This is a genomic window from Thioprofundum lithotrophicum (assembly GCF_055387065.1).
On record NZ_AP042379.1, the window covers coordinates 1,670,569 to 1,692,017 of the forward strand.

Annotated in this window: 20 protein-coding genes; 5 read left to right on the forward strand and 15 right to left on the reverse strand. The window is 65.1% G+C overall.

The window, feature by feature from the left end:
* Positions 1-870 carry a U32 family peptidase gene (locus ACZ5BH_RS07810; protein ID WP_464888698.1) on the forward strand — a complete coding sequence of 290 codons (870 nt, stop codon included), beginning with the start codon at positions 1-3 and terminating at the stop codon, positions 868-870.
* 232 nt (positions 871-1,102) lie between these two features.
* Here the strand turns inward: ACZ5BH_RS07810 and ubiT are convergent, their stop codons facing one another.
* From ubiT to ACZ5BH_RS07860, 10 genes are all read right to left on the reverse strand, one after another.
* Complete coding sequence (ubiT, locus tag ACZ5BH_RS07815; protein WP_464888699.1) at positions 1,103-1,582, reverse strand: ubiquinone anaerobic biosynthesis accessory factor UbiT; 480 nt, start codon at positions 1,580-1,582, stop codon at positions 1,103-1,105.
* A gap of 217 nt (positions 1,583-1,799) precedes the next feature.
* Positions 1,800-2,777 carry a dimethyl sulfoxide reductase anchor subunit family protein gene (locus tag ACZ5BH_RS07820; protein ID WP_464888700.1) on the reverse strand — a complete coding sequence of 326 codons (978 nt, stop codon included), beginning with the start codon at positions 2,775-2,777 and terminating at the stop codon, positions 1,800-1,802.
* A 133-nt stretch (positions 2,778-2,910) separates the two neighbouring features.
* A complete protein-coding gene (gene soeB / locus ACZ5BH_RS07825; RefSeq protein ID WP_464888701.1) occupies positions 2,911-3,642 on the reverse strand; it encodes a sulfite dehydrogenase subunit SoeB in 732 nt (243 codons plus the stop codon).
* 59 nt (positions 3,643-3,701) lie between these two features.
* Entirely contained in the window at positions 3,702-6,605 is a 2,904-nt protein-coding gene (gene soeA, locus ACZ5BH_RS07830) for a sulfite dehydrogenase subunit SoeA (RefSeq protein ID WP_464888702.1), read from the reverse strand.
* A 349-nt stretch (positions 6,606-6,954) separates the two neighbouring features.
* Positions 6,955-8,172, reverse strand: coding sequence for a sulfate adenylyltransferase (sat, locus tag ACZ5BH_RS07835; RefSeq protein ID WP_464888703.1), 1,218 nt, complete (start codon positions 8,170-8,172; stop codon positions 6,955-6,957).
* A 545-nt stretch (positions 8,173-8,717) separates the two neighbouring features.
* The gene (locus tag ACZ5BH_RS07840) at positions 8,718-9,170 is read right to left on the reverse strand and encodes a ligand-binding protein SH3 (protein WP_464888704.1); all 453 of its coding nucleotides are present in this window, start codon (positions 9,168-9,170) and stop codon (positions 8,718-8,720) included.
* 149 nt (positions 9,171-9,319) lie between these two features.
* The gene (locus tag ACZ5BH_RS07845; RefSeq protein ID WP_464888705.1) at positions 9,320-9,709 is read right to left on the reverse strand and encodes a response regulator; all 390 of its coding nucleotides are present in this window, start codon (positions 9,707-9,709) and stop codon (positions 9,320-9,322) included.
* 64 nt (positions 9,710-9,773) lie between these two features.
* Entirely contained in the window at positions 9,774-11,141 is a 1,368-nt protein-coding gene (locus ACZ5BH_RS07850) for a DegQ family serine endoprotease (protein ID WP_464888706.1), read from the reverse strand.
* 95 nt (positions 11,142-11,236) lie between these two features.
* Positions 11,237-11,734 (reverse strand): Hsp20/alpha crystallin family protein, encoded by a 498-nt coding sequence (locus ACZ5BH_RS07855; RefSeq protein ID WP_464888707.1) that lies wholly within the window; start codon positions 11,732-11,734, stop codon positions 11,237-11,239.
* Between the two features lie 70 nt (positions 11,735-11,804).
* The gene (locus ACZ5BH_RS07860) at positions 11,805-12,239 is read right to left on the reverse strand and encodes an Hsp20/alpha crystallin family protein (protein ID WP_464888708.1); all 435 of its coding nucleotides are present in this window, start codon (positions 12,237-12,239) and stop codon (positions 11,805-11,807) included.
* Positions 12,240-12,744: 505 nt separating this feature from the next.
* On the opposite strand from ACZ5BH_RS07860, the gene ACZ5BH_RS07865 reads away from it, so the two are divergent.
* The 4 genes from ACZ5BH_RS07865 (at position 12,745) to ACZ5BH_RS07880 (ending at position 17,589) form a co-directional block, all read left to right on the forward strand.
* Positions 12,745-16,026 (forward strand): LAGLIDADG family homing endonuclease, encoded by a 3,282-nt coding sequence (locus ACZ5BH_RS07865; RefSeq protein WP_464888709.1) that lies wholly within the window; start codon positions 12,745-12,747, stop codon positions 16,024-16,026.
* 142 nt (positions 16,027-16,168) lie between these two features.
* Positions 16,169-16,885 (forward strand): TSCPD domain-containing protein, encoded by a 717-nt coding sequence (locus ACZ5BH_RS07870; RefSeq protein WP_464888710.1) that lies wholly within the window; start codon positions 16,169-16,171, stop codon positions 16,883-16,885.
* 28 nt (positions 16,886-16,913) lie between these two features.
* Positions 16,914-17,150: a hypothetical protein gene (locus ACZ5BH_RS07875; RefSeq protein WP_464888711.1), complete on the forward strand. Its 237-nt coding sequence runs from the start codon at positions 16,914-16,916 to the stop codon at positions 17,148-17,150.
* Positions 17,151-17,154: 4 nt separating this feature from the next.
* Positions 17,155-17,589 carry a hypothetical protein gene (locus tag ACZ5BH_RS07880; protein ID WP_464888712.1) on the forward strand — a complete coding sequence of 145 codons (435 nt, stop codon included), beginning with the start codon at positions 17,155-17,157 and terminating at the stop codon, positions 17,587-17,589.
* 12 nt (positions 17,590-17,601) lie between these two features.
* Here the strand turns inward: ACZ5BH_RS07880 and ACZ5BH_RS07885 are convergent, their stop codons facing one another.
* The 5 genes from ACZ5BH_RS07885 to ACZ5BH_RS07905 form a co-directional block, all read right to left on the reverse strand.
* The gene (locus ACZ5BH_RS07885; protein WP_464888713.1) at positions 17,602-18,942 is read right to left on the reverse strand and encodes an ATP-binding protein; all 1,341 of its coding nucleotides are present in this window, start codon (positions 18,940-18,942) and stop codon (positions 17,602-17,604) included.
* Positions 18,933-19,601, reverse strand: a complete 669-nt coding sequence (locus ACZ5BH_RS07890; protein WP_464888714.1) for a response regulator transcription factor — start codon at positions 19,599-19,601, stop codon at positions 18,933-18,935. The genes ACZ5BH_RS07885 and ACZ5BH_RS07890 overlap by 10 nt, the downstream gene beginning before the upstream one ends.
* 1 nt (position 19,602) lies before the next feature.
* Positions 19,603-19,938 carry a PepSY domain-containing protein gene (locus ACZ5BH_RS07895; protein ID WP_464888715.1) on the reverse strand — a complete coding sequence of 112 codons (336 nt, stop codon included), beginning with the start codon at positions 19,936-19,938 and terminating at the stop codon, positions 19,603-19,605.
* Positions 19,922-20,497: a cytochrome b/b6 domain-containing protein gene (locus tag ACZ5BH_RS07900; protein WP_464888716.1), complete on the reverse strand. Its 576-nt coding sequence runs from the start codon at positions 20,495-20,497 to the stop codon at positions 19,922-19,924. Before ACZ5BH_RS07900 ends, ACZ5BH_RS07895 begins: the two co-directional genes overlap by 17 nt.
* Before the next feature lie 169 nt (positions 20,498-20,666).
* The gene (locus ACZ5BH_RS07905) at positions 20,667-21,386 is read right to left on the reverse strand and encodes a J domain-containing protein (protein ID WP_464888717.1); all 720 of its coding nucleotides are present in this window, start codon (positions 21,384-21,386) and stop codon (positions 20,667-20,669) included.
* Between the last annotated feature and the right edge of the window lie 63 nt (positions 21,387-21,449).

The window sequence follows — 21,449 nt, forward strand, 5'->3', positions numbered from 1 at the left end:
ATGAAACTGTCCCTGGGACCGATCCAGTACTTCTGGCCCGGCCAGACGGTGCGCGAATTCTATGCCGAGGTGGCCAACTGGCCGGTGGAGATCGTCTATCTGGGCGAGATGGTCTGCGCCAAGCGCCGCCAGCTCCGCCTGCAGGACTGGCTGGTGATCGCCGACGAACTGGAAGACGCCGGCAAGGAAGTGATCCTCACCAGCCTGGCCCTGATGGAGGCCGACTCGGAACTGTCCCACCTGCGCCGGATCTGCGACAACGGCGACTTCAAGGTGGAAGCCAACGACATGGCCGCGGTGCGCCTGATCAACGGCCGGCCCTTCGTCGCCGGGCCGCACCTCAACACCTACAACGCGGCCACCCTGGCCCTGTGGCGCGAGTTCGGCGCGGTGCGCTGGGTGATGCCCCTGGAGCTGTCGGCCGCCACCCTCGCGCAACTGCAGGCCGAACGCCCCGAAGGCCTGCAGACCGAAGTGTTCGTCTACGGTCACATGCCCCTGTCCTTCTCCGCCCGCTGCTTCACCGCCCGGGCCCACGATCTGCCCAAGGACCGATGCGAATTCCGCTGCCTGGACTACCCCGAGGGCATGCCGCTCAAGACCCAGGACAGCGAAGACCTGTTCGTGATCAACGGCATCCAGATGCAGTCCGGCCACCCCGTGAACCTGCTGGCCGAAGTGCCGCAGATGCGCGAGCTGGGCGTGGACGTGCTGCGCATCTCCCCCCGCGCCGAAGGCACCGAAGCCATCGTCCGCGCCTTCGACGCCGCCCGCCACGGCCAGGCCGTCGACCTTGCTCCCCTCCAGCACGAACCCTGGTGCAACGGCTACTGGCATGGCGAAGCCGGCATGAAGGTCGCGGCGCGGTAGCGCCGCGACAGGGCCGAGGGACGAGTGGCGAGGGACGAGGATTCGGAAACAAACGTAGTGGCAGTAGCCCGGATGAAGCGAAGCGGAATCCGGGGAAACGCCCCCCGGATTCCGGCCCTGCGGGCCTGCATCCGGGCTACCCGTTGCCGCGTTTGCGAAACGACAAAACCATCCCTTTGCGTTCTTTTCGCCTTCGCGTCTTTGCGTTGAAAACAGCGGGACGCCCGCGGAATCAGGAGAACCGGGCCTGCACCCGCTGCGCGATCGGCAGCAGCGGGCGGGCGAGGCGCGGGCCGAGGACGGCCTGCAGGTGGGCGGGGAGATCGAATTCCAGGGCGTCGAGGAAGTTTTTCACCAGCAGGCCGTCTTCGGTGTTGCCTTCCAGGGAGAGCCGGCGGGCGAAGAACAGGGTGTCGGGGTCCTCCTCGCGGCGGGCCAGGCGCAGCAGGTTGTGCAGATCGCCGCGGATGTGGATCTCCGGCGGCCCGTTGTCGGCATCGGGCCGCAGACGGCCGCCTTCGATGCGCCAGGCCAGGCGGGTGTCGGTGTCGGTGACGGTGATCCAGAGGCGCTTGCCGTCCAGTTCCCGCAACCGCCCGGCGCTGGGCAGTCCCCTGAGCAGGTGGTTGCACACCCGCGCCGTGACGTGGCTGTGCACCTTCGCCGGCAGCGCATTGAGCAACAGTTGCAGGGGCAGGATGGGCGGTTTCATGACCCGGGGAATGTAACCCGCTTCCTGTCGCGGGATGTTGATCAGGATCAATCAGGGTGTCAACGCGAAGGAAGGCAGATGGCGCGACCTTGCGGTAGCAGGTAGCCGGGAATAGCGTTGGGTTTCTCCAGCCACCAGCCACCCATCATCGCGGCGAGGGCGCCGCTCCTGCAGGAAAACCCGAACACGTGCCTTCGCGTTGGATCGTCAGACGGTTTTACACCGTCTGATAATACAGATTCTGCGGATGGTTCGCCTGGGCGAAGAAGAACCAGCGTTCGGCGATGAGGCCGAGGTATTGCACGCCGAAGGCGGCCAGGAGGAGGCCGCTGTGGTTCTGCTCCATGCCCACCCACAGCAGGATCAGGGGCGCGGGGAAGGCCAGCAGCAGGAACAGCAGCTTGACGGTCCTGAGGAACTGCGGGCTCTTGTGGTGGAAGAAGTCGCGGGTGTTGACCGAGCCGCCCATGAAGCCCATGGACTTCTGCTGGATCTGGCTGTGGCGGATGCCGATGGCGGTCTGGATGCTGGACTTGTACTTGATGCGGCTGTTGCGGATCAGAGAAGCGAAGCGGGTGGTGAAGGCCGCGAGGGTGATGATGGTGGTCCACACGCCGAAGAAGTGCACCAGATCGGGCGCGGTGAGGCTGGCGAAGGCGGTGGCCAGGGTAAAGCCCGACATGGTGCCGAGCAGCAGGTAGTTGATCACCGTCAGCGGCGAGGCCCATTCCTGGAGGAACTTCACCGCCGCGTAGATCATGCCGGTGCACAGGAACAGGGCGAAGGTGGCGATGGCGCCCAGGGTGCCGACCACCAGGGTCACCTGCAGGCGCGCGCCGGTGGGGCTGGTGAACAGCACCGTGTCCCAGCCGAAGAAGTGCATGACGCCGTACAGGAACACCAGGAACATCAGCACCGGCAGGGCGATCACCTCCCGCGACAGCCAGGAGGTGCGCCACTGGCTGGCCGCCCGCCAGGCCCGCTCGGGGCGGCCCAGGTGGAACACCGAGGCAATCAGCCCGGCCACCAGGAAGCCCAGGGCGATCATCGCCCCGGTGCCGTAGAAGGCCACGCTGTCCTCGGAAGGCAGCAGCTCCACCGCCGAATAGCTCTGCCCGGTGAAGATGGCCAGGAACAGCCCCTGACCCACGCCGATCAGGGTGGTGAGAAAGATGACGGAAAATGCCGGATGCATGTCGTTCTCCTGAATTCAGGTTCGTCTTCGGGCCTTGACCCGATGTCAAAACAGGGTGAACGAGCAACCGGGAGAGTGCGTCCTCGCCACTCGTCCCTCGTCCCTCGTCCCTGCTGGTAATTCGCGCTGCGAATTACCAGCTTGTGGAATCGTCCAGGGTCGGCGCGTCCACCGGGGCGGCGTGTTCGCGCTGCTCCTTCTTGAGCGGGTTGTCGGCCCGCACCAGTTCGTCCTCGTGGATGTGCAGGCGGGTCTTGCGCCGCGGCAGGTAGTGGTTGGACGGCTTGGTGCCCCATTCGGGCATCAGGGCGTAGCCGCCTTCCTCGCGGATGGCGATGGAGACCTCCGACTGGGGATCGTGCACGTCACCGAACAGGCGGGCGCTGGTGGGGCAGGCCAGCACGCAGGCCGGCTTGCGCTCCGACTCGGGCAGCGATTCGTCGTAGATCCGATCTACGCACAGGGTGCATTTCTTCATCACCTTCTGGTGCTCGTCGATCTCGCGCACGCCGTAGGGGCAGGCCCAGGAGCAGTAGCGGCAGCCGATGCACTTGTCGTAGTCCACCAGCACGATGCCGTCCTTGTCGCGCTTGTAGCTGGCGCCGGTGGGGCACACCGGCACGCAGGGCGGATCTTCGCAGTGCAGGCAGCTCTTGGGGAAGTGCACGGTTTCCGTGTTGGGGAACTCGCCCACCTCGTAGGTCTGCACGCGGTTGAAGAAGGTGCCGGTGGGGCCCGCGCCGTAGGGGTTGTCGTCGCACAGGGGGCCGGCCGAGCCGGAAGTGTTCCACTCCTTGCAGGAGGTCACGCAGGCGTGGCAGCCCACGCAGACGTTGAGATCGATTACCAGTGCCAGTTGCGTCATGTCCGTTCGCTCGTTCGTTCGGGAGGCGGGCGGCGCGCGGCGCCGCCGGGTTGCTGGGTTCAGGCCGATTTCTTCGTGAACTTGCCGGCGAAGAAGGCCAGCCACTTCGGCGTGTTGCCGGTGCCGGGCAGGGCCGGCATGGGCTCGAACTGGGGTGCGGTGACCTTCGGTTCGTCGGGCCTGGCCTTGTATACGCGCACCCGCACGTCGTACCAGCCAGCCTGGCCGGTCACCGGGTCCGAGTTGGAGACGTGCTCGCCCGCGTCGTGGGCCGGCAGTTCTTCGGAAATCAGGTGGTTGAGCAGGAAGCCCTTGTTGGCCTCGTCGGCGTCGGGCGACAGCCGCCAGGCGCCGCGCGACTTGCCGATGGCGTTCCAGGTCCACACGGTGCCGGGTTCCACCGCCTCGGAGAAGCGGCACATGCAGCGCACCTTGCCGTGCATGGACTCCACCCAGATCCAGTCGCCGTCCTCGAAGCCGTGTTTGGCGCCGAGGCTGGGATGCACGTACAGATAGTTGTAGGTGTGGATTTGCCGCAGCCAGGCGTTCTGCGAATCCCAGGAGTGGTACATGGCCATGGGTCGCTGGGTGATGGCGTTGAGCGGATACTTGTGCTTGTCGCTCAGCGACGACTCCAGCGGCTCGAAGTAGAAGGGCAGCGGATCGAAGTGGGTCTCGATGCGCTCGCGCAGGTGGGCCGGCGGCTGCTTGCCGGGATACTTGCCCTGGGCGGCGAGGCGGAACTTCTGCAGCACTTCCGAGTAGATGTGGCAGTTGATGGGCTCGTCGTAGCGGGTCAGGCGGTGTTCCTGGGCCCAGCGCAGGTAGCCCTGGTTCCAGTTGCGCATGTACTGGTACGACTTGGGCAGCTCATAGTGATAGACGCAGTTGTTCTTCTCGTACATCTCCCACTGGCTGGGGTTGGGCTCGCCCTTCATGAACTTCTCGCCCCCCTTGCCGCGCCAGCCGGCCAGGAAGCCGATCCCCGAGCCCGGCTCGGTTTCGTAGTTGACGATGAAGTCGGGATAGTCGCGGTACTTGCGCGAGCCGTCTTCCTTGACGAAGGCGGGCAGCTTGAGGCGCGTGCCCAGCTCGATGAGCACTTCCTGGAAGGGCTTGCACTCGCCGGTGGGCGGCAGCACGGGGATCCGCACCGAGTCCACGGGACCGTCGTATTCGGAGATGGGGCGGTCGAGCATGGACATCACGTCGTGCCGCTCGAGATAGGTGGTGTCGGGCAGGATCAGATCGGCGAAGGCGGTCATCTCCGACTCGAAGGCGTCGGCGACGATGATGAACGGAATCTTGTACTCGCCGTTCTCGTCCTTGTCGTTGAGCATCCTGCGCACTTCGTCGGTGTTCATCGTGGAGTTCCAGGCCATGTTGGCCATGAAGATGAACAGGGTGTCGATCTTGTAGGGATCCTGGCGCCAGGCGTTGGTGATCACGTTGTGCATCAGGCCGTGGGCGGAGAGGGGATACTCCCAGGAGAAGGCCTTGTCGATGCGCACCGGCTCGCCCTTGTCGTCCACGAACAGATCGTTGGGATCGGCGGGCCAGCCCAGTGGCATGCCGGCCAGCGGCGTATTGGGCTTGACGCCCTCGGGGCCCCGCGGGGTCTTGGCGCAGGGCGGAATGGGCCGCGGGAAGGGCGCCTTGTGGCGGAAGCCGCCGGGCCGGTCGATGGTGCCGAGGAGGGTCATCAGGATCGACAGGGCGCGGATGGTCTGGAAGCCGTTGGAGTGGGCGGCCAGGCCGCGCATGGCGTGGAAGGCCACCGGATTGCCGGTGACCGTTTCGTGATCCTTGCCCCACACGTCGGTCCAGGCGATGGGCAGCTCGATCTTCTCGTCGCGGGCCACGATGCCCATCTCGTGGGCCAGGCGGCGGATGGTCTCGGCCGGGATGCCGGTGATGGTGGCCGCCCATTCGGGGGTGTACTGCTCGACCCGCTCCTTGAGGAGCTGGAAGGCGGGCTTGACCGGCGTGCCGTCTTCCAGGGTGTATTCGCCCAGCAGGAAGGGGTCGGCGTCCTCGGTGAGGGTGCTCACCGGCTGATCGGTGAGGCGGTCCCACCACAGCTTGTTCTGGGGATCGAAGCAGCCTTCCTCCACGTCCATGTCCTTGCGGCGCACGAACAGGCCGAAGGCGTCGCTGGTCTCGTCCAGGTTCACCAGCTCGGCGGCGTTGGTGTACTTGACCAGGAAGTCGCGGTCGTAGAGGCCCTGCTTGATCAGCTCGTGGATGATGGCCAGCAGCAGGGCGCCGTCGGTGCCCGGCTTGATGGGCACCCATTCGTCGGCGATGGCCGAGTAGCCGGTGCGCACCGGGTTCACGGAGATGAAGCGGCCGCCGTTGCGCTTGAACTTGGAGATGGCGATCTTCAGCGGGTTGGAGTGGTGATCCTCGGCGGTGCCGATCATCACGAACAGCTTGGCCCGATCCAGGTCCGGGCCGCCGAACTCCCAGAAGGAGCCGCCGATGGTGTAGATCATGCCGGTGGCCATGTTCACCGAGCAGAAGCCGCCGTGGGCGGCGTAGTTGGGGGTGCCGAACTGCTTGGCGAACAGGCCGGTCAGCGCCTGCATCTGGTCGCGGCCGGTGAACAGGGCGAATTTTTTCGGATCGGTGGCGCGCAGCTTCTTGAGGCGCGTTTCCATGATCTCGAAGGCCTCGTCCCAGGAGATGGGCTCGAACTCGGCGGCGCCGCGCTCGGCCCCTTCCTTGCGCCTGAGCGGCCGGGTGAGGCGGGCCGGGGAGTACTGCTTCATGATCCCCGAGGCCCCCTTGGCGCAGATCACGCCCTTGTTCAGGGGATGGTCGGGGTTGCCCTGGATGTAGCGCACTTCGCCGTCGCGCAGGGTCACGCGGATCCCGCAGCGGCAGGCGCACATGTAGCAGGTGGTGTTCTTGACTTCGTAGCTGCCCTCGGGGGCGGCCTCGGCGACGTGGATGTTCGACATGCTCATGACCTTTGCAAAAGGGGGCGCGATTATACGGGGTCTAAATCCGAGCTGCCCAATCAGGATTATTAGGCATTTAATAAATTCATTATATGCTTATGCAGGATGCCTCCGGCCATATCCCTTCCGGGGAGGTCTCTCCCTGCTTGCAGACGAGAAGCAATCTCAGCGTATTTGATTGATTGTAGGCACTATTTCCGGGTTTTCCACGCCCTTTGCGGGCAAGGGGGGATGTCATGACGCATAAAATGCCTTTATGCGCAGGCGGGAATTGCGCCGGCACAACAAAAAACCGGGGCCAGACGGCCCCGGTTTTTCGTGCGGTGCCGGCGGCTTGCCGGCGCCGGTCTTACTTGGCCGAATGGCCGCTGAGCTTGACTTCCACCTTCTCGTCGTCCTTGAGGCCGGCGTAGTACTCGCGCAGGATCTCCAGCACTTCCGGGCGGGAGAACTTGTCCGAGACTTCCTGGCCTTCCGAGAGGGCCTTGCGCAGCTTGGTGCCGGAGAGCAGCAGGCGATCCTCGGCGTCGTGCGGGCAGGTCTTCATGGAGGCCATGCCATCGCACTTGTAGCACCAGAAGGTCCAGTCGATCTTCAGCGGCTGGGTCTCCAGGGCGTCCTTGGGGATTTCGTCGAAGATGTGGTGGGCATCGAAGGGCCCGTAGTAGTCGCCCACGCCGGCGTGGTCGCGGCCCACGATCTGGTGCGAGCAGCCGTAGTTCTGGCGGAACAGGGCATGCAGCAGGGCCTCGCGGGGACCGGCGTAGCGCATGTCGAGCGGGTAGCCGGCCTGGATCACGGTGTTGGGGGCGAAGTACTTGTCGATCAGGGTGCCAATCGCCTTGCTGCGCACGTCGGCGGGGATGTCGCCCGGCTTGAGCTTGCCCAGCAGCGAGTGGATCAGCACGCCGTCGAGGGTCTCGATGGCGATCTTGGCCAGGTACTCGTGGGAGCGGTGCATGGGGTTGCGGGTCTGGAAGGCGGCGATGGTGCTCCAGCCACGCTTTTCGAACTCGGCGCGGGTCTGGGCCGGGGTCATGAACTGATCGCCGTACTCTTCCGGGAAGCCGCCCTGGGAAAGGACCTTGATGGGACCGGCCAGGTTGACGTCGCCCTGGGCCATGACCATCTTCACGCCCGGGTGCTCCTCGTCGGTGGTCTTGTAGACCTGCATGCACTCGTGGGCCTTGTCGATGGTGTACTTCTCGGTGAGCTTCATGGTGGCGAGGATCTCGTCACGCTCCGGGTCGTAGAGCGCGATCTCGTCGCCTTCCTTGAGGCCGTTGGCCGTGTCGGTGTCGGTGGACAGGGTGATGGGAATGGGCCAGAACAGGCCGTTGGCCATCTTCATGCCGTCGCACACGCCTTCCCAGTCGGCGCGGGTCATGAAGCCTTCCAGCGGGGTGAACCCGCCGATGCCCATCATGATGATGTCGCCGGCTTCACGGGAACTGATGGTGACTTTCGGCAGCGTGGCGGCCTTGGCCTTTTCCGCCTCCAGCGCCTCCCCTTCGAGCAGCAACGGCTTCAGATCGCCGCCGCCATGTGGATTTACTAGCTTGGACATGTGCCCGTCCCTTCTGGTCTGAGATTGAGTGACAGAGAATGGTGAACGCGCCCTCCGTCGGAGAGCGGGACGTTAACTTAGCCACTTTTCCCGGCAAAAGGAAGGGGCGAAGGGGCAGGGAAACCCTAGTTTTACCTTGACGGGTATAAAGGGGATTTATTCTGGACGAAGGCCGGATCGTGTACCCGGGTGTCTGTCGCTCTGAATCACGGGTTCATCGAGCCTGTTCTTTTGTTCGGGATCGCCCAGCGGGTGGGGGGAGCGGTTTCGTGACCGTCGGCCGCAGGGACGACGTTCAGGACGGACAAGTGTCGCGAGAGGGCAGGACGCCCGAAGCGACTGCGGCCGTCGAGCCTACAGGGACGTATTCACGGCGTGTCACGAAACGTCTCCTTCACCCGGAGGGCGAATTCGGAAAAAAGAACACGCCTGAAATCAAGGTTTGACATTCCGCCTGAGCGATTACCGCCGGATCCGCACATGACTCGTGAAAATATGGCAATTCGCGGCGGCGCCTGAAGCGCCGCCGCAGAATCGACACCGGCTCAGGCGGCCGCGTGCTGTTCCTTGGCCTTGCGGGCGGCCTCGGCCTCCTCGGGACTGTAGGCGGCGCCCTGCCAGAGCATCTCGTAGGCAATCTCCTCGTTGCCGTTCTCGCACAGCTCCAGCACCTTCCGGAACAGCGGCTGGAAGGTTTCGCTCTTATGGGATTCCTCGTGATCCTCGAAGGAGCGCCAGAAGGTGATGATCAGCGCCTCACGGCCCTTGAGCGGGCTTTCCACCGCCTGGCCGACCGTGGATCCCTCGTTGGAGATCATGCCGCTGTTGAGGGCCACGAAGCCGCCGATGAAGCCGGTGTCGGAATGGTAGGTCTTGACGTTCTCGCACAGGTAGGCGACCCGTTCCTGGAGATCGTCGAGGGTGTATTCGGGCTTCAGGATCACCCGGTTGATGGTGACGACGCCGTCACTGGGGAAGTTCTTGATCAAGCTGGACATGGGATACCTCCTGTCTCGTTTATCAGTATATGGTACTTGACTAATATAGTAGGTTAATAGAATAAATCAACACCACTATAAGTAATATTTTGGTCGGCAGGGCGGGTTGGGAGCCAGGTTGTTGAAAAGGCAGGCGTTTCCGCTGTGGCTCAAAGACGGTTCCAGATCTCCCGGAGCTGGCCCGGCAGACGCATGGGGTCGAAGGGTTTGGTGATGATGTCGATGGCGCCCTGGGCGCGCAGGCGGGCGAGATCCCTGGGATGGGTCTTGGCGGTCATGTAGATGGCGGGCACCTCGGCCAGGGCCGGGCGTCGGCGCAGGGCCTGCAGGGTGGCCGGCCCGTCGAGTTCGGGCATCATCACGTCGAGGAGCAGCAGATCGGGGGCGAAGGTCTCGGCCGTCTCCAGGGCTTCGCGCCCGCTGCCGCACAGCGCCACGGTGAAGCCGCCCACCGCCTCCAGGGCCAGGCGGGCCACGGCCTGGATGTCCGGGTCGTCTTCCACGTAGAGAATGCGCTGGAGCGAGGCGGGATCGGCCATGTGTCCAGCATAGATCCCTTCCCGGGCGGGGAAAAGGCCGGCGCCTGCATGGCGCCGGCACGACTCAGCGCAGGAACAGGAACAGGGCGCCGTTGCCGCGCTGGATGTTGAGCAGCAGGCTGCGGCTGTTTTCGACCACCTGGCGGAACTGTTCCAGGTTGGCGACCGGCTTGCGGTTGGCCGAGACGATGATGTCGCCCTTGCGCAGGCCGCTGCGCCAGGCCGGGCTGCCCGGGGCCACTTCGGTGACCATCACGCCCTCGATCTTGCCGTGCAGCGGGCTGTTCTCCGGGATCTCGGCCAGCACCGCGCCGGCCAGGTAGGGGTGCAGGTCCTTGCCGTCGAGCTGGCTGAGCGCGGGCCGGGCCACGGTGGCGGTGAGCTGCAGGGTCTTGCCGTCGCGCAGCACGGTGAGACGGACCTGCTCGCCCACCCGCAGCAGGCCGATGGCGTTGCGCAGATCGGTGGCGTTGCGGATCGGCTTGCCGTTGACCCGGGTGACGATGTCGCCGGGCCGCAGGCCGGCCTTCTGGGCGGCGGAGCCCGGTTCCACGGTGGTGATGATGGCGCCCTGGCGATAGGCGATGTTGAAGGCCTGGGCCAGCTCCGGGGTCAGATCCTGGGCGCTGGCGCCCAGGCGCCCGCGCTGCACCTTGCCGAACCGGACCAGTTGCTGCATCACGCCCCAGGCCATGTTGATGGGAATGGCGAAGCCGATGCCGATGTTGCCGCCGCTCTGGGAGAGGATGGCGGTGTTGATGCCGATGAGCTGGCCCTTGAGGTTCACCAGCGCGCCCCCCGAGTTGCCGGGGTTGATGGAGGCGTCGGTCTGGATGAAGTCCTCGTAGCCCTCGATGCCCAGGCCCGACCGGCCCATGGCCGAGACGATGCCCGAGGTGACGGTCTGGCCGAGGCCGAAGGGGTTGCCGATGGCCACCACGAAGTCGCCCACCCGCACCTTGTCGGAGTCGGCACGGGGAATGGCTACCAGGTTCCTGGCCTGGATCTGGATCACCGCCACGTCGGTTTCCGGATCGGTGCCGATCAGCTTCGCCTTGTGGGTCTCGCCGTTGCGCAGGGTGACGGTGATCTCATCGGCGTTGGCGATGACGTGGTTGTTGGTCAGGATGTAGCCGTGTTCGGCGTCCACCACCACGCCGGAGCCGAGGCTCTGGGTCTGCCGTTCCCGCGGCACGTCGGGCAGATCGAAGAAGCGCCGGAAGAAGGGATCGTTGAACAGCGGATTCTGCTGCAGGCGCACGGTGCCGCTGGTGGCGATGTTGACCACGCCCGGGGTGACCTTCTCGAGCATGGGTGCGATGGTGGGCACCGCCTCGCCCTGGCTGTCGAAGAGGGGGAAGGCGGCGGGGCTGGCCGTGCTGAAGCCGAGCAGCAGCAGGGCGGTGAGGGCGGTGGTCAGAACTCGGGGCATGCAAGGATCTCCGTCTGGTGCGTTGTCCGGGATGTCGCTGGCGGCCAGGTGCGCACCTGGCCGCCAGGGTTTTTGACTGGCGAGGGCGCGGAAGTTCAGCCGGCCACTTCGATCCGGCGGCGGCGGGCGCTGGCGGTCTTGGGCAGGGTCACGGTCAGCACGCCGCGGCGGTAGCGGGCCCGGGTCCGGGCGTCGTCCACCGGGGCCGGGAGGGGAATCACCCGCTCGAAGGCGCCGTAGGCGCATTCCATTATATAGAACCGGCCTTGCTGCTGTTCGCGCTGGGCGCGTTTTTCGCCGCGAATGACCAGATGGTCGCCCACCACGCTGATGTCGAAGTCGTCCGGCTCCATCCCGGGCACCTCCAGCCGAACCACCACTTCGTCGCCGCGCTCTTCGATCTCCGCCGCCAGCAGACTCCAGCGGGCCCCCTGCAGGGCGGCCTGATCGGCAGGCGTCTCCACCCCGCCGCGGCGCACGGGCGTGAAACGGGTCAGGGCCCGGGAGGCCCGTTCCCGAAGGTGTTGCCAGCCCTCGCTGACGCTGTCGAGCATCTGCTGCAGGCTCTCGCGAAACTGTTCCAGGGTGTTCATGCTGCGCCTCCTTGTTCGGAACATGAAAAAACCCCGCTCCCGGGTCGGGAACGGGGTCGGACTGCGGGAATCAGGCCTCGACGGTGATCTTGCGGGGCTGCACCTTTTCCTGCTTGGGAATGGTGATTTCCAGCACCCCGTTCTTGCTCTTGGCGCTGATCTTCTCGGCATCGGCCGTGTCGGGCAGGGTGAAGCGGCGATAGAAGGTGCCGCGCACCCGCTCGATGCGCTTGTAGCCTTCCCTTTCCTCTTCCTTCTCCTCCTTGCGCTCGCCACGGATGGTGAGCACGCCGTTTTCCATGTTCACCTCGATGTCCTTGGGATCCACCCCGGGGACGTCGGCGGTGATGATGAAGGCCTTGTCGGTCTCCTTGATGTCCACGGCCGGGACCCAGTCGGCCGCCGTCACCATGCCCCCGCTGGGGGTTTCGGTTTCGAACAGCCGGTCCATCTCCCGCCGCAACTGGTTGAGAATGTTCATCGGTTCGTAGGTTACCAGTGCCATGGTCGTCACCTCCTTGCTTGAAATGGAAAATTCGTCGCAGCGCCGGTGCGGTTGCACCCCGCTGCGGTGTTGACTGCGATATGGGTACCGAATCCGGATCTTCAAGGCCGCTGTGGGCGGGAAAACGGCGGTTTTCCCTTTGACGTGAGTGGCTCCTAACAGCCGAAAAGGCGTGAAATCGGGAATATTAGAGGCACAATATATTGTGCCTGTCCGTCCGCAAAAAAACACTACGAAAGGCGTATGACAGAGATGAAAAATATCGTAACAGTTTGTTTGGTAATGTGTTTTTGTAATCCGTGGATGGATTTTCAGCCGGTTGACAGACCGGCCGGCAGGCCCTAAGCTTCATGGCCAGCACAACATGTTGTGCTGACGAAAAACGACCGGTCCGGACCCGCATCAGCGCCCCCCAAGCGTCCAGGACCGGCAGGGAGGAGGCCTCGCCATCCCGTCTCCGCAAGCCTTACGAACCAGAGCCCTGTCACGGAGGAACGCCCCGATCATGAGCGCCCGACTGCACGCCGTTCACACCGACCCCACCGACATTCCCTTCCAGGAAGCCTCGCTCGACATCTGGGACAAGAAATACCGTCTCAAGAGCAAGACCGGCGAGATCATCGACCAGACCATCGACCACACCTACCAGCGCGTGGCCCGCGCCCTCGCCGAGGTGGAGGCCGAGGAGGTCCGCGAACACTGGTACGAACGCTTCCTGTGGGCCCTGCGCCGCGGCGCCATCCCCGCCGGGCGCATCACCTCCAATGCCGGTGCCCTGGCCCACAAGCCGGCCACCTCCACCATCAACTGCACCGTCTCCGGCACCATCCACGACTCCATGAACGGGATCCTGGAGAAGGTCCACGAGGCCGGCCTGACCCTCAAGGCCGGCTGCGGCATCGGCTACGAGTTCTCCACCCTGCGGCCGCGGGGCGCCTACGTCTCCGGCGCCGGGGCCTACACCTCCGGCCCCCTGTCGTTCATGGACATCTACGACAAGATGTGCTTCACCGTCTCCTCGGCCGGCGGCCGCCGGGGCGCGCAGATGGCCACCTTCGACGTGGGCCATCCCGACGTGATGGATTTCATCCGCGCCAAGCGCGAGGACGGCCGCCTGCGCCAGTTCAACCTCTCCCTGCTCATCACCGACGAGTTCATGCAGGCGGTCAAGCAGGACGCGGAATGGAAGCTGGCCTTCCCCCTCAACGAACAGGAAGTGGAGGAGGCCGGCATCGATCTCGACGATCCGGCGCAGGTGATCTGGCGTGAATGGCCGAGCAGCGAAGGCTACGTGCGCAACGCCCAGGGGCTGGTGGCCTGCCGGGTCTACAAGACCATCAAGGCCCGCCGCCTGTGGGACCTGATCATGTCCTCCACCTACGATTTCGCCGAACCGGGCTTCATCCTCATCGACAAGGTCAATGAGATGAACAACAACTGGTTCTGCGAAAACATCCGTGCGACCAACCCGTGTGTGACCGGGGACACCTGGGTGCACACGGCGGCCGGCCCACGCCAGGTTCAGGATTTGTTGGGTACGCCGACCGTGCTGCGAATCGATGGCAGGCATCATGCAACGGGGGCTGAGGGCTTTTTCCGTACCGCACGCAAGCCGGTGGTCCGGCTGCGTACCACCGAAGGCCATTCCCTGCGGCTGACGGCTGACCACCGTGTTCGCCGGGTGACCCGTTTTACCCGTTACCAGACCGAAACGGAATGGTGTGCAGCCGGCGATCTCCAACCCGGCGATCGGGTATTGCTGAATGATCATCGTGCCGCTGTTTCCTGGGAAGGGGCACATACCCGCGAGGAAGGCTATCTGATGGGGCTGTTGCTCGGCGATGGCACGCTCAAGGCCGACAAGGCGGTCCTCTCGGTGTGGAAGATGCCGGCGGTGGCCAACGGTGTCGATGCGCGGTTGCCTGCCGGAACAGAGGCCGTGATGGCCGAGGCGCTGCGAGCCGCACGCCGCCTCCCGCACCGCGCGGATTTCCAGGGCTGGCATGCGGTAGCAGGCCGCAACGAATACCGTCTTGCACTGGCCGCGATCGGTGATCTGGCTCGCGCGTTGGGATTGGCGCCTGGACGGAAGACGATCACGAAGGCGATGGAACAGGCATCCAGCCATTTCTGCCAGGGGCTGCTTCGCGGCCTGTTTGATGCCGATGGCTCGGTACAAGGGAGTCAGCACAAGGGCGTGAGTGTTCGCCTGGCGCAGTCGGATTCCGAGATGCTGTCCGCCGTTCAGCGAATACTGCTGCGGCTGGGTATCAATTCCAGAATCTATACGGATCGCCGCCGGGGACAGGAGGAGTCGCTGTTGCCCGACGGACGGGGTGGGCAAAAGGCCTATGCCATCCGGCCCCAGCATGAACTGGTCATCAGCGGGGAGAATCTGCTGTCGTTCCGGGAAACGATCGGGTTCGCCGATACGGACAAGGCCGGCAAACTCGACCGCCTGCTCGCCGCCTATCAGCGCAAGCTGAATCGCGAGCGGTTTGTCGCCCGCGTCGCAGAGATTGCCGACGATGGGGTGGAGGATGTGTACGATGTTCAGGTGCCGGGCATCAATACATTCGATGCCAACGGCTTCCATGCCCACAATTGTGGCGAACAGCCGCTTCCGCCCTACGGCTCCTGCCTGCTGGGTTCGGTGAATCTCACCAAGTTCGTGCGCGATCCCTTCACCGACAAGGCGCGCTTCGACTGGGAGGAGTTCCGCGAGGTGGTCAACGTCTTCACCCGCATGCTCGACAACGTGGTGGAGATCAACGGCCTGCCGCTGGAAGGGCAGCGTCACGAGATCCTGCACAAGCGGCGTCATGGCATGGGCTTCCTGGGGCTCGGCTCCACCCTGACCATGTTGCGCAAGCGCTACGGCGATGCCGATTCGGTGGCCTTCACCGAGCAGGTCAGCCGCGAACTGGCGCTGGAGGGCTGGCGCGCGGCGCTGGCACTGGCAAAGGAGAAGGGCCCGGCGCCCATCATGACCGAGGCGTTCACCGTCACCGCCGACATGCTGCGCAAGCGGCCCGAGTTGCGCCGCGACGGTTACAAGGAGGGTGACACCATTCCCGGCCGGGTATTGCATGCCCGTTACAGCCGTTACATGCAGCAGGTGGCCGAGGTGGAGCCGGAACTGGTGGCCGAACTGGCCGAGGTGGGGGCGCGCTTCACCCATCACAGCTCCATCGCCCCCACCGGCACCATCTCCCTGTCGCTGGCCAACAACGCCAGCAACGGCATCGAGCCGAGCTTCGCCCATCACTATTCGCGCAACGTGATCCGCGAGGGGCGCAAGACCAAGGAGAAGGTGGACGTGTACTCCTTCGAGCTGCTGGCCTACCGCGAGCTGGTCAACCCCAAGGCCATGCCCTTCGCCGAGGAGGAAGAGGCGAAGCTGCCCGACTACTTCATCGCCGCCGACGACGTGACGCCGAAGCAGCACGTGGACATCCAGGCCGCGGCCCAGAAGTGGGTAGACTCGTCCATCTCCAAGACCGCCAACGTGCCCACCGACTACCCCTTCGAGGACTTCAAGGACATCTACCTGTACGCCTACGAGAAGGGCCTCAAGGGCTGCACCACCTTCCGCTTCAACCCGGAGGTGTTCCAGGGCGTGCTGGTCAAGGAAGAGGATCTGGAGAACACCACCTACCGCTTCACCCTCGAGAACGGCGAGGTGATCGAAGTGAAGGGCAACGAGGAGATCGAATACGACGGCGAGATCCACACCGCCGCCAACCTCTTCGACGCCATCAAGGAAGGCTACTACGGGAAGTTCTAATAGGGTAGGTCGGCCTGAAGCCCGACCTACAGGATATCCTGTCAAGATGATTGTTAGACGATTGACAACCGGCCCGGGACGGGCCGAGCCGAATTCTCGCCACTCGGCCCTCGTCCCTCGCCCCTGAACCGGAGGTTCACCCATGCCCATCAAGATCGAAAGCAAGATCGTCGGTTACGAAGTCGTGAAGGAAGACGAAGACGACCAGGCCGCCGAAGCGGCCCTGGCGGCCGTCAAGGGAGAGGCGGAAGCCGAAAGCAACGTGGTGCAGATGCACGAGAAGATCGAGCGCCCCGAGATGCTGCTCGGCTCCACCTACAAGGTAAAGACGCCCCTCTCGGAGCACGCCCTGTACATCACCATCAACGACGTGATCCTCAACGAGGGCACCGAGAACGAGCTGCGCCGGCCCTTCGAGATCTTCATCAACTCCAAGAACATGGATCACTTCCAGTGGATCGTGGCCCTGACCCGGATCATCTCCGCCGTGTTCCGCAAGGGCGGCGACGTCACCTTCCTGGTGGACGAGCTGCGTTCGGTGTTCGATCCTCGTGGCGGCTACTTCAAGAAGGGCGGCAAGTACATGCCCTCGCTGGTGGCCGAGATCGGCGATGCCATCGAATGTCACCTGCGCATGATCGGCCTGCTCAAGGACGACGGTCTCGACGAGCACCAGAAGAAACTCATCGCCGAGAAGAAGGCCCAGTTCGAGAAGGCGGCCAAGGCTGCCACCGAAGCCGACGGCGGCAGCGACTTTCCCGCCGGTGCCCAGCTCTGCGCCAAGTGCAGCACCAAGGCCGTGGTGAAGATGGACGGCTGCATGACCTGCCTCAACTGCGGGGATTCCAAGTGCGGCTGAGTCCTGGCGCTGGCCGGGGGCGCGCCGCATGATCCCGCGGCCCCCCTCGCGGCGGCGGCCCCTGCGGCGGCTGCTGTTCGGGATGGCGGTGCTGGCCTATCTGCTGGCGGGCGTCATGGCCGTCCTGGCCTGGTGGGTGCGGGCGGAACAGCCCCAGGAGGTGGTCGGCGGCCTCATGGCCAGCATCGTGTTCTTCACCGGCGTGGGCCTGGTGCTGCACGTGCTGGCCAATGCCAGCCTGCCGGATCTGCGGGTCAAGCGCTGACGGCATGAACGCGCAGGTCCGGCGGTTCATCAAGACGGCCTTCGGTTTCCTGATCCTGGGCGTGTTGCTGGGGCTGGCCATGCTGGTGCAGCGGGAGCTGTACGACAGCTGGCCGCCGCCCTACGTGATCTCGGCCCACAAGCACGTGATCTTCGTCGGCTTCGTGATGTTCATGATCCTGGGCGTGGCGCTGTGGATCTTCCCCCGCGCGCGGGAGGACGATCCGCGTTTCCGCCCGGCCCGCATCGACGGTGTCTACGGCTTGCTGCTCGCGGGCACCCTGGCCCGCTTCGGGGGGGAACTGGTGCGCGGCTATGCCGGACTGGATGCCCTGCGCTGGCTGATCCTGGCCGGCGGACTGGCCCAGGCGGCGGCCTTTCTGCTCTACATCTGGACCATCTGGTATCGCATCCGCCCCGCCGGCCGCGCCCGGCGCTGACCGGGCCCGCTGTCAACCGCCCCCGCGCAGCGTCACCACCACCTCCAGCCCCCCCAGGGTTTGCGACTCGCCCAGTTCCAGACGGCCGCCCAGATCGTTCACCAGGGCCTGGATCACCGACAACCCGAGGCCGTGGCCGGGGCGGTTCTCGTCCTGGCGACGGCCGCGACGGAGCAGGGCCTGGCGCTGTTCGGGCGGGATGCCGGGGCCGTCGTCCTCGAGCCGGATTTGCACTTCATCGGGCGTGGCGTGGATGCGCAGGCGGATGCGGCGGCGGGCCCACTTCCAGGCGTTGTCCAGCAGGTTGCCCAGCAGTTCCATGCCGTCCTGCTGTTCCAGGGGCAGCAGGCCGTCGGGCGGCGTGATCTCCTGCTCCAGGGTGATATGCCGTTCACGGTGCAGGCGTTGCAGCGTGTCGAGGAGATCCGGCAGATCCGTGTCCAGCCGGAAACGGCGACTGCCGAGGCTCTCGCCGGCAAGCCGGGCGCGGCGCAGGGCGGTGTCCAGTTGTTCGCGGATCCGTCGGCCGTATTCGTCGAGCTGGCGGCGCGCCTCGGCATCCGGGAGCCGTTCGTGCCCCAGTTGCAGGAGCAGGGTCAGGGGCGTCTTGAGGGCATGGGCGAGATTGCCGAGCGCTTCGCGGGAGCGGCGCAGACGCTGTTCCTGCCGGGCGAGCAGGGTGTTGATGGCCGAAACGAGCGGGCGGATTTCGTCGGGAACGTCTTCGCGCAGTTGCGTGATGTCGCCTTCTTCCAGCCGTTTCACGTCCGCGGCGGCCAGCGCTACGCTGCGCAGCGACCGCCACACGAGGTATTGCTGCAGGAGCAGCAGCAGGCCGATCACGCTCAGCGCCCAGCCCAGCAGGCGGAAGTGGAAGGCCTGCACCCCCGCCTCCAGGTTGACCAGCTCTTCGGCCACCCCGATTTGCACCGCCTGGCCCTGCTTGTGAAAGGCCCCCACCCACAGCAGCAGCGGCTGGCGCTTCGGGCCGGTCACGTGCAGCAGACGGGTTTCGCCGATGGCAAGCAAAGGCAAAGGCAGAGGCAGATCCGCATCCCACAGCGAGCGGGAGCGCAGCCGCGCCCCGGCGCTGGCCACGACGAAGTAATGGCCGGAAAGCGGTTGCTGATAGATGCCCTGGATGCGCTTGCGATCCAGGACGGGCTGACCGTGCGGGTCGAAGCGCAGGCCGCCGAGGAGGTTTTCGCCGTCGTGGGCCAGCCGATCGGCGAGTTGCGCCTCCAGAAGGCGGTGCACGGACACGTCGACGATGATCCACAGGCCGGCGAACAGGGCGATCAGGCTCAACAGCAGGCCCGCGCCCAGCCGGGCGCGCAGTGAGGTCAGTCGCACCCCGGATCCCCGAACACGTAGCCCTGGCCGCGGCGGGTGGTGATGATGTCGCTGCCGAGCTTGCGGCGCAGGCGGTTGACGTAGACCTCGATCACGTTGCTGTCCTTGTCGGCGTCCATTTCGTAGACGTGATCGGTCAGGCGGCTCTTGGAGAGGATGCGGCCGGGGTGGCGCATGAAATAGCGCAGCAGGCGGAATTCGGTGGCGGTGAGATCCCAGCGCCGGTCGCCGCGGCGCACCGACTGGGTTTCCTCGTCCAGCTCCAGGCCGTGCACCCGCAGCACGGGATCGGCCCGGTCGCTGCTGCGGCGGATCAGGGCCTGCAGGCGGGCTACCAGCTCGGCTTCGTGAAAGGGCTTGGTGAGATAGTCGTCGGCGCCCCGTTGCAGGCCCTCCACCTTCTGCTGCCAGGTGTCGCGGGCGGTGAGGATCAGGATCGGCGTGTGCAGGCCGCCGGCGCGCCAGTGGCCCAGCACTTCCAGCCCCGGCCGGTCGGGCAGGCCCAGGTCGAGCACGATGGCGTCGTAGGGAAACTCCCGGCCCTGGAACTCGCCATCCACGCCGTTGTGGCAGACGTCCACGGCGAAACCGTGCTGGCGCAGCACCCCCTGCAGGCGCGTGGCCAGATCCGTGTCGTCTTCCACGATCAGCAGCCGCATGTCAGTCGTCCTCTTCTTCCTTCAGGAAGGCGCCGGTGGCGGCGTCGAAGTACAGCTCCCGCACGAAGCCCCGACGGTCGAGCAGTTCGATCTCGTAGACCAGCCGGCCGTCCTCGTGTTCCAGTTCCGTTTCCAGCACCCGGCCGGGTCGCCGCTGGCGGGCCCGTTCGAGAATTTGCTCCAGCGGCAGGATGCGGCCGCGCTCGACCAGGCCGCGGATGGCCTCATGGTCGTCTGCCGTCGCGGGTCCGGTCAGCAGCAGGCCGCCCAGCATGGCCAGCGCCGCCTTGCCCCGGAAGCCGCGCCTCCGCGCGCGCTTTTCACCGGGCCGTTTCACCGTCGGCCCGCTTGCGGCCGGTGAACATGGCCCGCACCAGGTTTTCGTGATGCAGGCGGCTTTCGACCAGCACTCCCGTCACGTGAAGGATGACCATCAGCAGCATGAAATTGGCCAGGAACTCGTGAATTTCCTCCAGCCCATCTTCCAGCCATTCGGGGCTGCCGGCAAGCCCGGCCATCGGGCCGGCGGCCTCTTCGATGCCGTAGACGGCCAGGCCGGTGAGGCTGATCAGGAGCAGCAGGATCAGCATGAGCACGATCATCGCCCCACCGGCGGGGTTGTGGCCGAGATAGCGGGGCGCCCGCCGGGCCAGGGTCTGTTTCAGGAAGCGGCGCACTTCCGGCCAGGGCCGCACGAAATCGCTGAAGCGGGCATGACGGGGGCCGACGAAGCCCCATGCGATGCGCGCCAGCACCAGCCCCAGCACGGTGTACCCGGCCCACACGTGCAGGGTCAGCAGATCGTCCTCGGTCAACCAGGCAATGAAGAATGCCAGGACCAGCGTCCAGTGGAAGAAGCGCACGAAGGGATCCCAGACTTTGACCGTGTGTTCCATGACGAGATTCTCCCAGCCAATGGGTGAGGAAGGATTGGGGGAAAGTATAGGCAGCCGGCCTGAAACGAGCCTGAAAGGCTTTTTTGAACTTTTCCAAATGGGAGCGGCTGCGTCAGGCATCGCTCACGGTTGGTCAATCCTGTGCCCAGGTGGCGAATTGCGACGATGGTCATTCCCCGGTTTTCAAGGGGAAGTCGGGTGAAGCATACCAGCGTACGACACGCCCATCGCGAAAATGGACTTCGGAAGCCCCGTAAAACCAGATGTCCCCAACGGTTCGGGTGGGCACCCCCTGGATTTCGATGACCTTGCCGAGAGGATCGCCATAGGTAAAGAAATCGTTGCCCGGTGGATGAACCTGTCTGGTCGAGCCCAGCGGCGCCGGGGAGGTTATGGCTTTGGGTTTTCCCGGGTGTGTGAGGGCAGGGGCGGTCGTGAGGTGGGGCTGGGGCGGGGTTGCAGGATCGGGCATGGGAGGGGAAGGGTGTGTTGACGTATCCTCCGGTAGCAGCCAGGGATAGAACACCACGAACAGCAGCCCGACGATGGCGAGGGCAAAGCGGGGAAAGCGTTGGGTTCGGCATGTCGGGGCCTCGCCGGAAGATGTCGGTTGCGTCGCCGCTGGCGGTTCTGCGGGTTTCACCTCGGTCGGTGTAGCGGTCGATGCCTGCAGCGGAAGGCAGCCGTGTTTCTGGTAATAGGCTTCGAGTGTGGCGTGCGCGGCGTTGAGTCGCTGCATCCGGGCTTCGGCGCGGTGACGGCGTTCGGGTTCGGCGGTGAAGCGATCCGGATGCCATTTCTGGACCGCGCGCCGCCAGGCCTGGTGGGCATCCGCCCAGTCGCTGGTGGGTGACAATCCCAACAGGCGATAGCATTCCTGATGATTCATGACCGGATCGGTGATTCCAGCTGCATGCCAATTCGCAATCAGGGTGGGTGACGCGTTCTGGCT

What these genes read in the sequence shown, in the direction of transcription:
- ACZ5BH_RS07850 (WP_464888706.1), bottom strand. Translation starts at nt 11,141, where the DNA reads ATGCCCCGAGTTCTGACCACCGCCCTCACCGCCCTGCTGCTGCTCGGC.
- ACZ5BH_RS07820 (WP_464888700.1), bottom strand. Translation starts at nt 2,777, where the DNA reads ATGCATCCGGCATTTTCCGTCATCTTTCTCACCACCCTGATCGGCGTG.
- ACZ5BH_RS07860 (WP_464888708.1), bottom strand. Translation starts at nt 12,239, where the DNA reads ATGGCACTGGTAACCTACGAACCGATGAACATTCTCAACCAGTTGCGG.
- ACZ5BH_RS07880 (WP_464888712.1), top strand. Translation starts at nt 17,155, where the DNA reads ATGAACGCGCAGGTCCGGCGGTTCATCAAGACGGCCTTCGGTTTCCTG.
- ACZ5BH_RS07840 (WP_464888704.1), bottom strand. Translation starts at nt 9,170, where the DNA reads ATGTCCAGCTTGATCAAGAACTTCCCCAGTGACGGCGTCGTCACCATC.
- ACZ5BH_RS07870 (WP_464888710.1), top strand. Translation starts at nt 16,169, where the DNA reads ATGCCCATCAAGATCGAAAGCAAGATCGTCGGTTACGAAGTCGTGAAG.
- ACZ5BH_RS07905 (WP_464888717.1), bottom strand. Translation starts at nt 21,386, where the DNA reads ATGAATCATCAGGAATGCTATCGCCTGTTGGGATTGTCACCCACCAGC.
- ACZ5BH_RS07875 (WP_464888711.1), top strand. Translation starts at nt 16,914, where the DNA reads ATGATCCCGCGGCCCCCCTCGCGGCGGCGGCCCCTGCGGCGGCTGCTG.
- ACZ5BH_RS07810 (WP_464888698.1), top strand. Translation starts at nt 1, where the DNA reads ATGAAACTGTCCCTGGGACCGATCCAGTACTTCTGGCCCGGCCAGACG.
- ACZ5BH_RS07855 (WP_464888707.1), bottom strand. Translation starts at nt 11,734, where the DNA reads ATGAACACCCTGGAACAGTTTCGCGAGAGCCTGCAGCAGATGCTCGAC.
- sat (WP_464888703.1), bottom strand. Translation starts at nt 8,172, where the DNA reads ATGTCCAAGCTAGTAAATCCACATGGCGGCGGCGATCTGAAGCCGTTG.
- ACZ5BH_RS07845 (WP_464888705.1), bottom strand. Translation starts at nt 9,709, where the DNA reads ATGGCCGATCCCGCCTCGCTCCAGCGCATTCTCTACGTGGAAGACGAC.
- soeB (WP_464888701.1), bottom strand. Translation starts at nt 3,642, where the DNA reads ATGACGCAACTGGCACTGGTAATCGATCTCAACGTCTGCGTGGGCTGC.
- ubiT (WP_464888699.1), bottom strand. Translation starts at nt 1,582, where the DNA reads ATGAAACCGCCCATCCTGCCCCTGCAACTGTTGCTCAATGCGCTGCCG.
- ACZ5BH_RS07865 (WP_464888709.1), top strand. Translation starts at nt 12,745, where the DNA reads ATGAGCGCCCGACTGCACGCCGTTCACACCGACCCCACCGACATTCCC.
- soeA (WP_464888702.1), bottom strand. Translation starts at nt 6,605, where the DNA reads ATGTCGAACATCCACGTCGCCGAGGCCGCCCCCGAGGGCAGCTACGAA.
- ACZ5BH_RS07900 (WP_464888716.1), bottom strand. Translation starts at nt 20,497, where the DNA reads ATGGAACACACGGTCAAAGTCTGGGATCCCTTCGTGCGCTTCTTCCAC.
- ACZ5BH_RS07890 (WP_464888714.1), bottom strand. Translation starts at nt 19,601, where the DNA reads ATGCGGCTGCTGATCGTGGAAGACGACACGGATCTGGCCACGCGCCTG.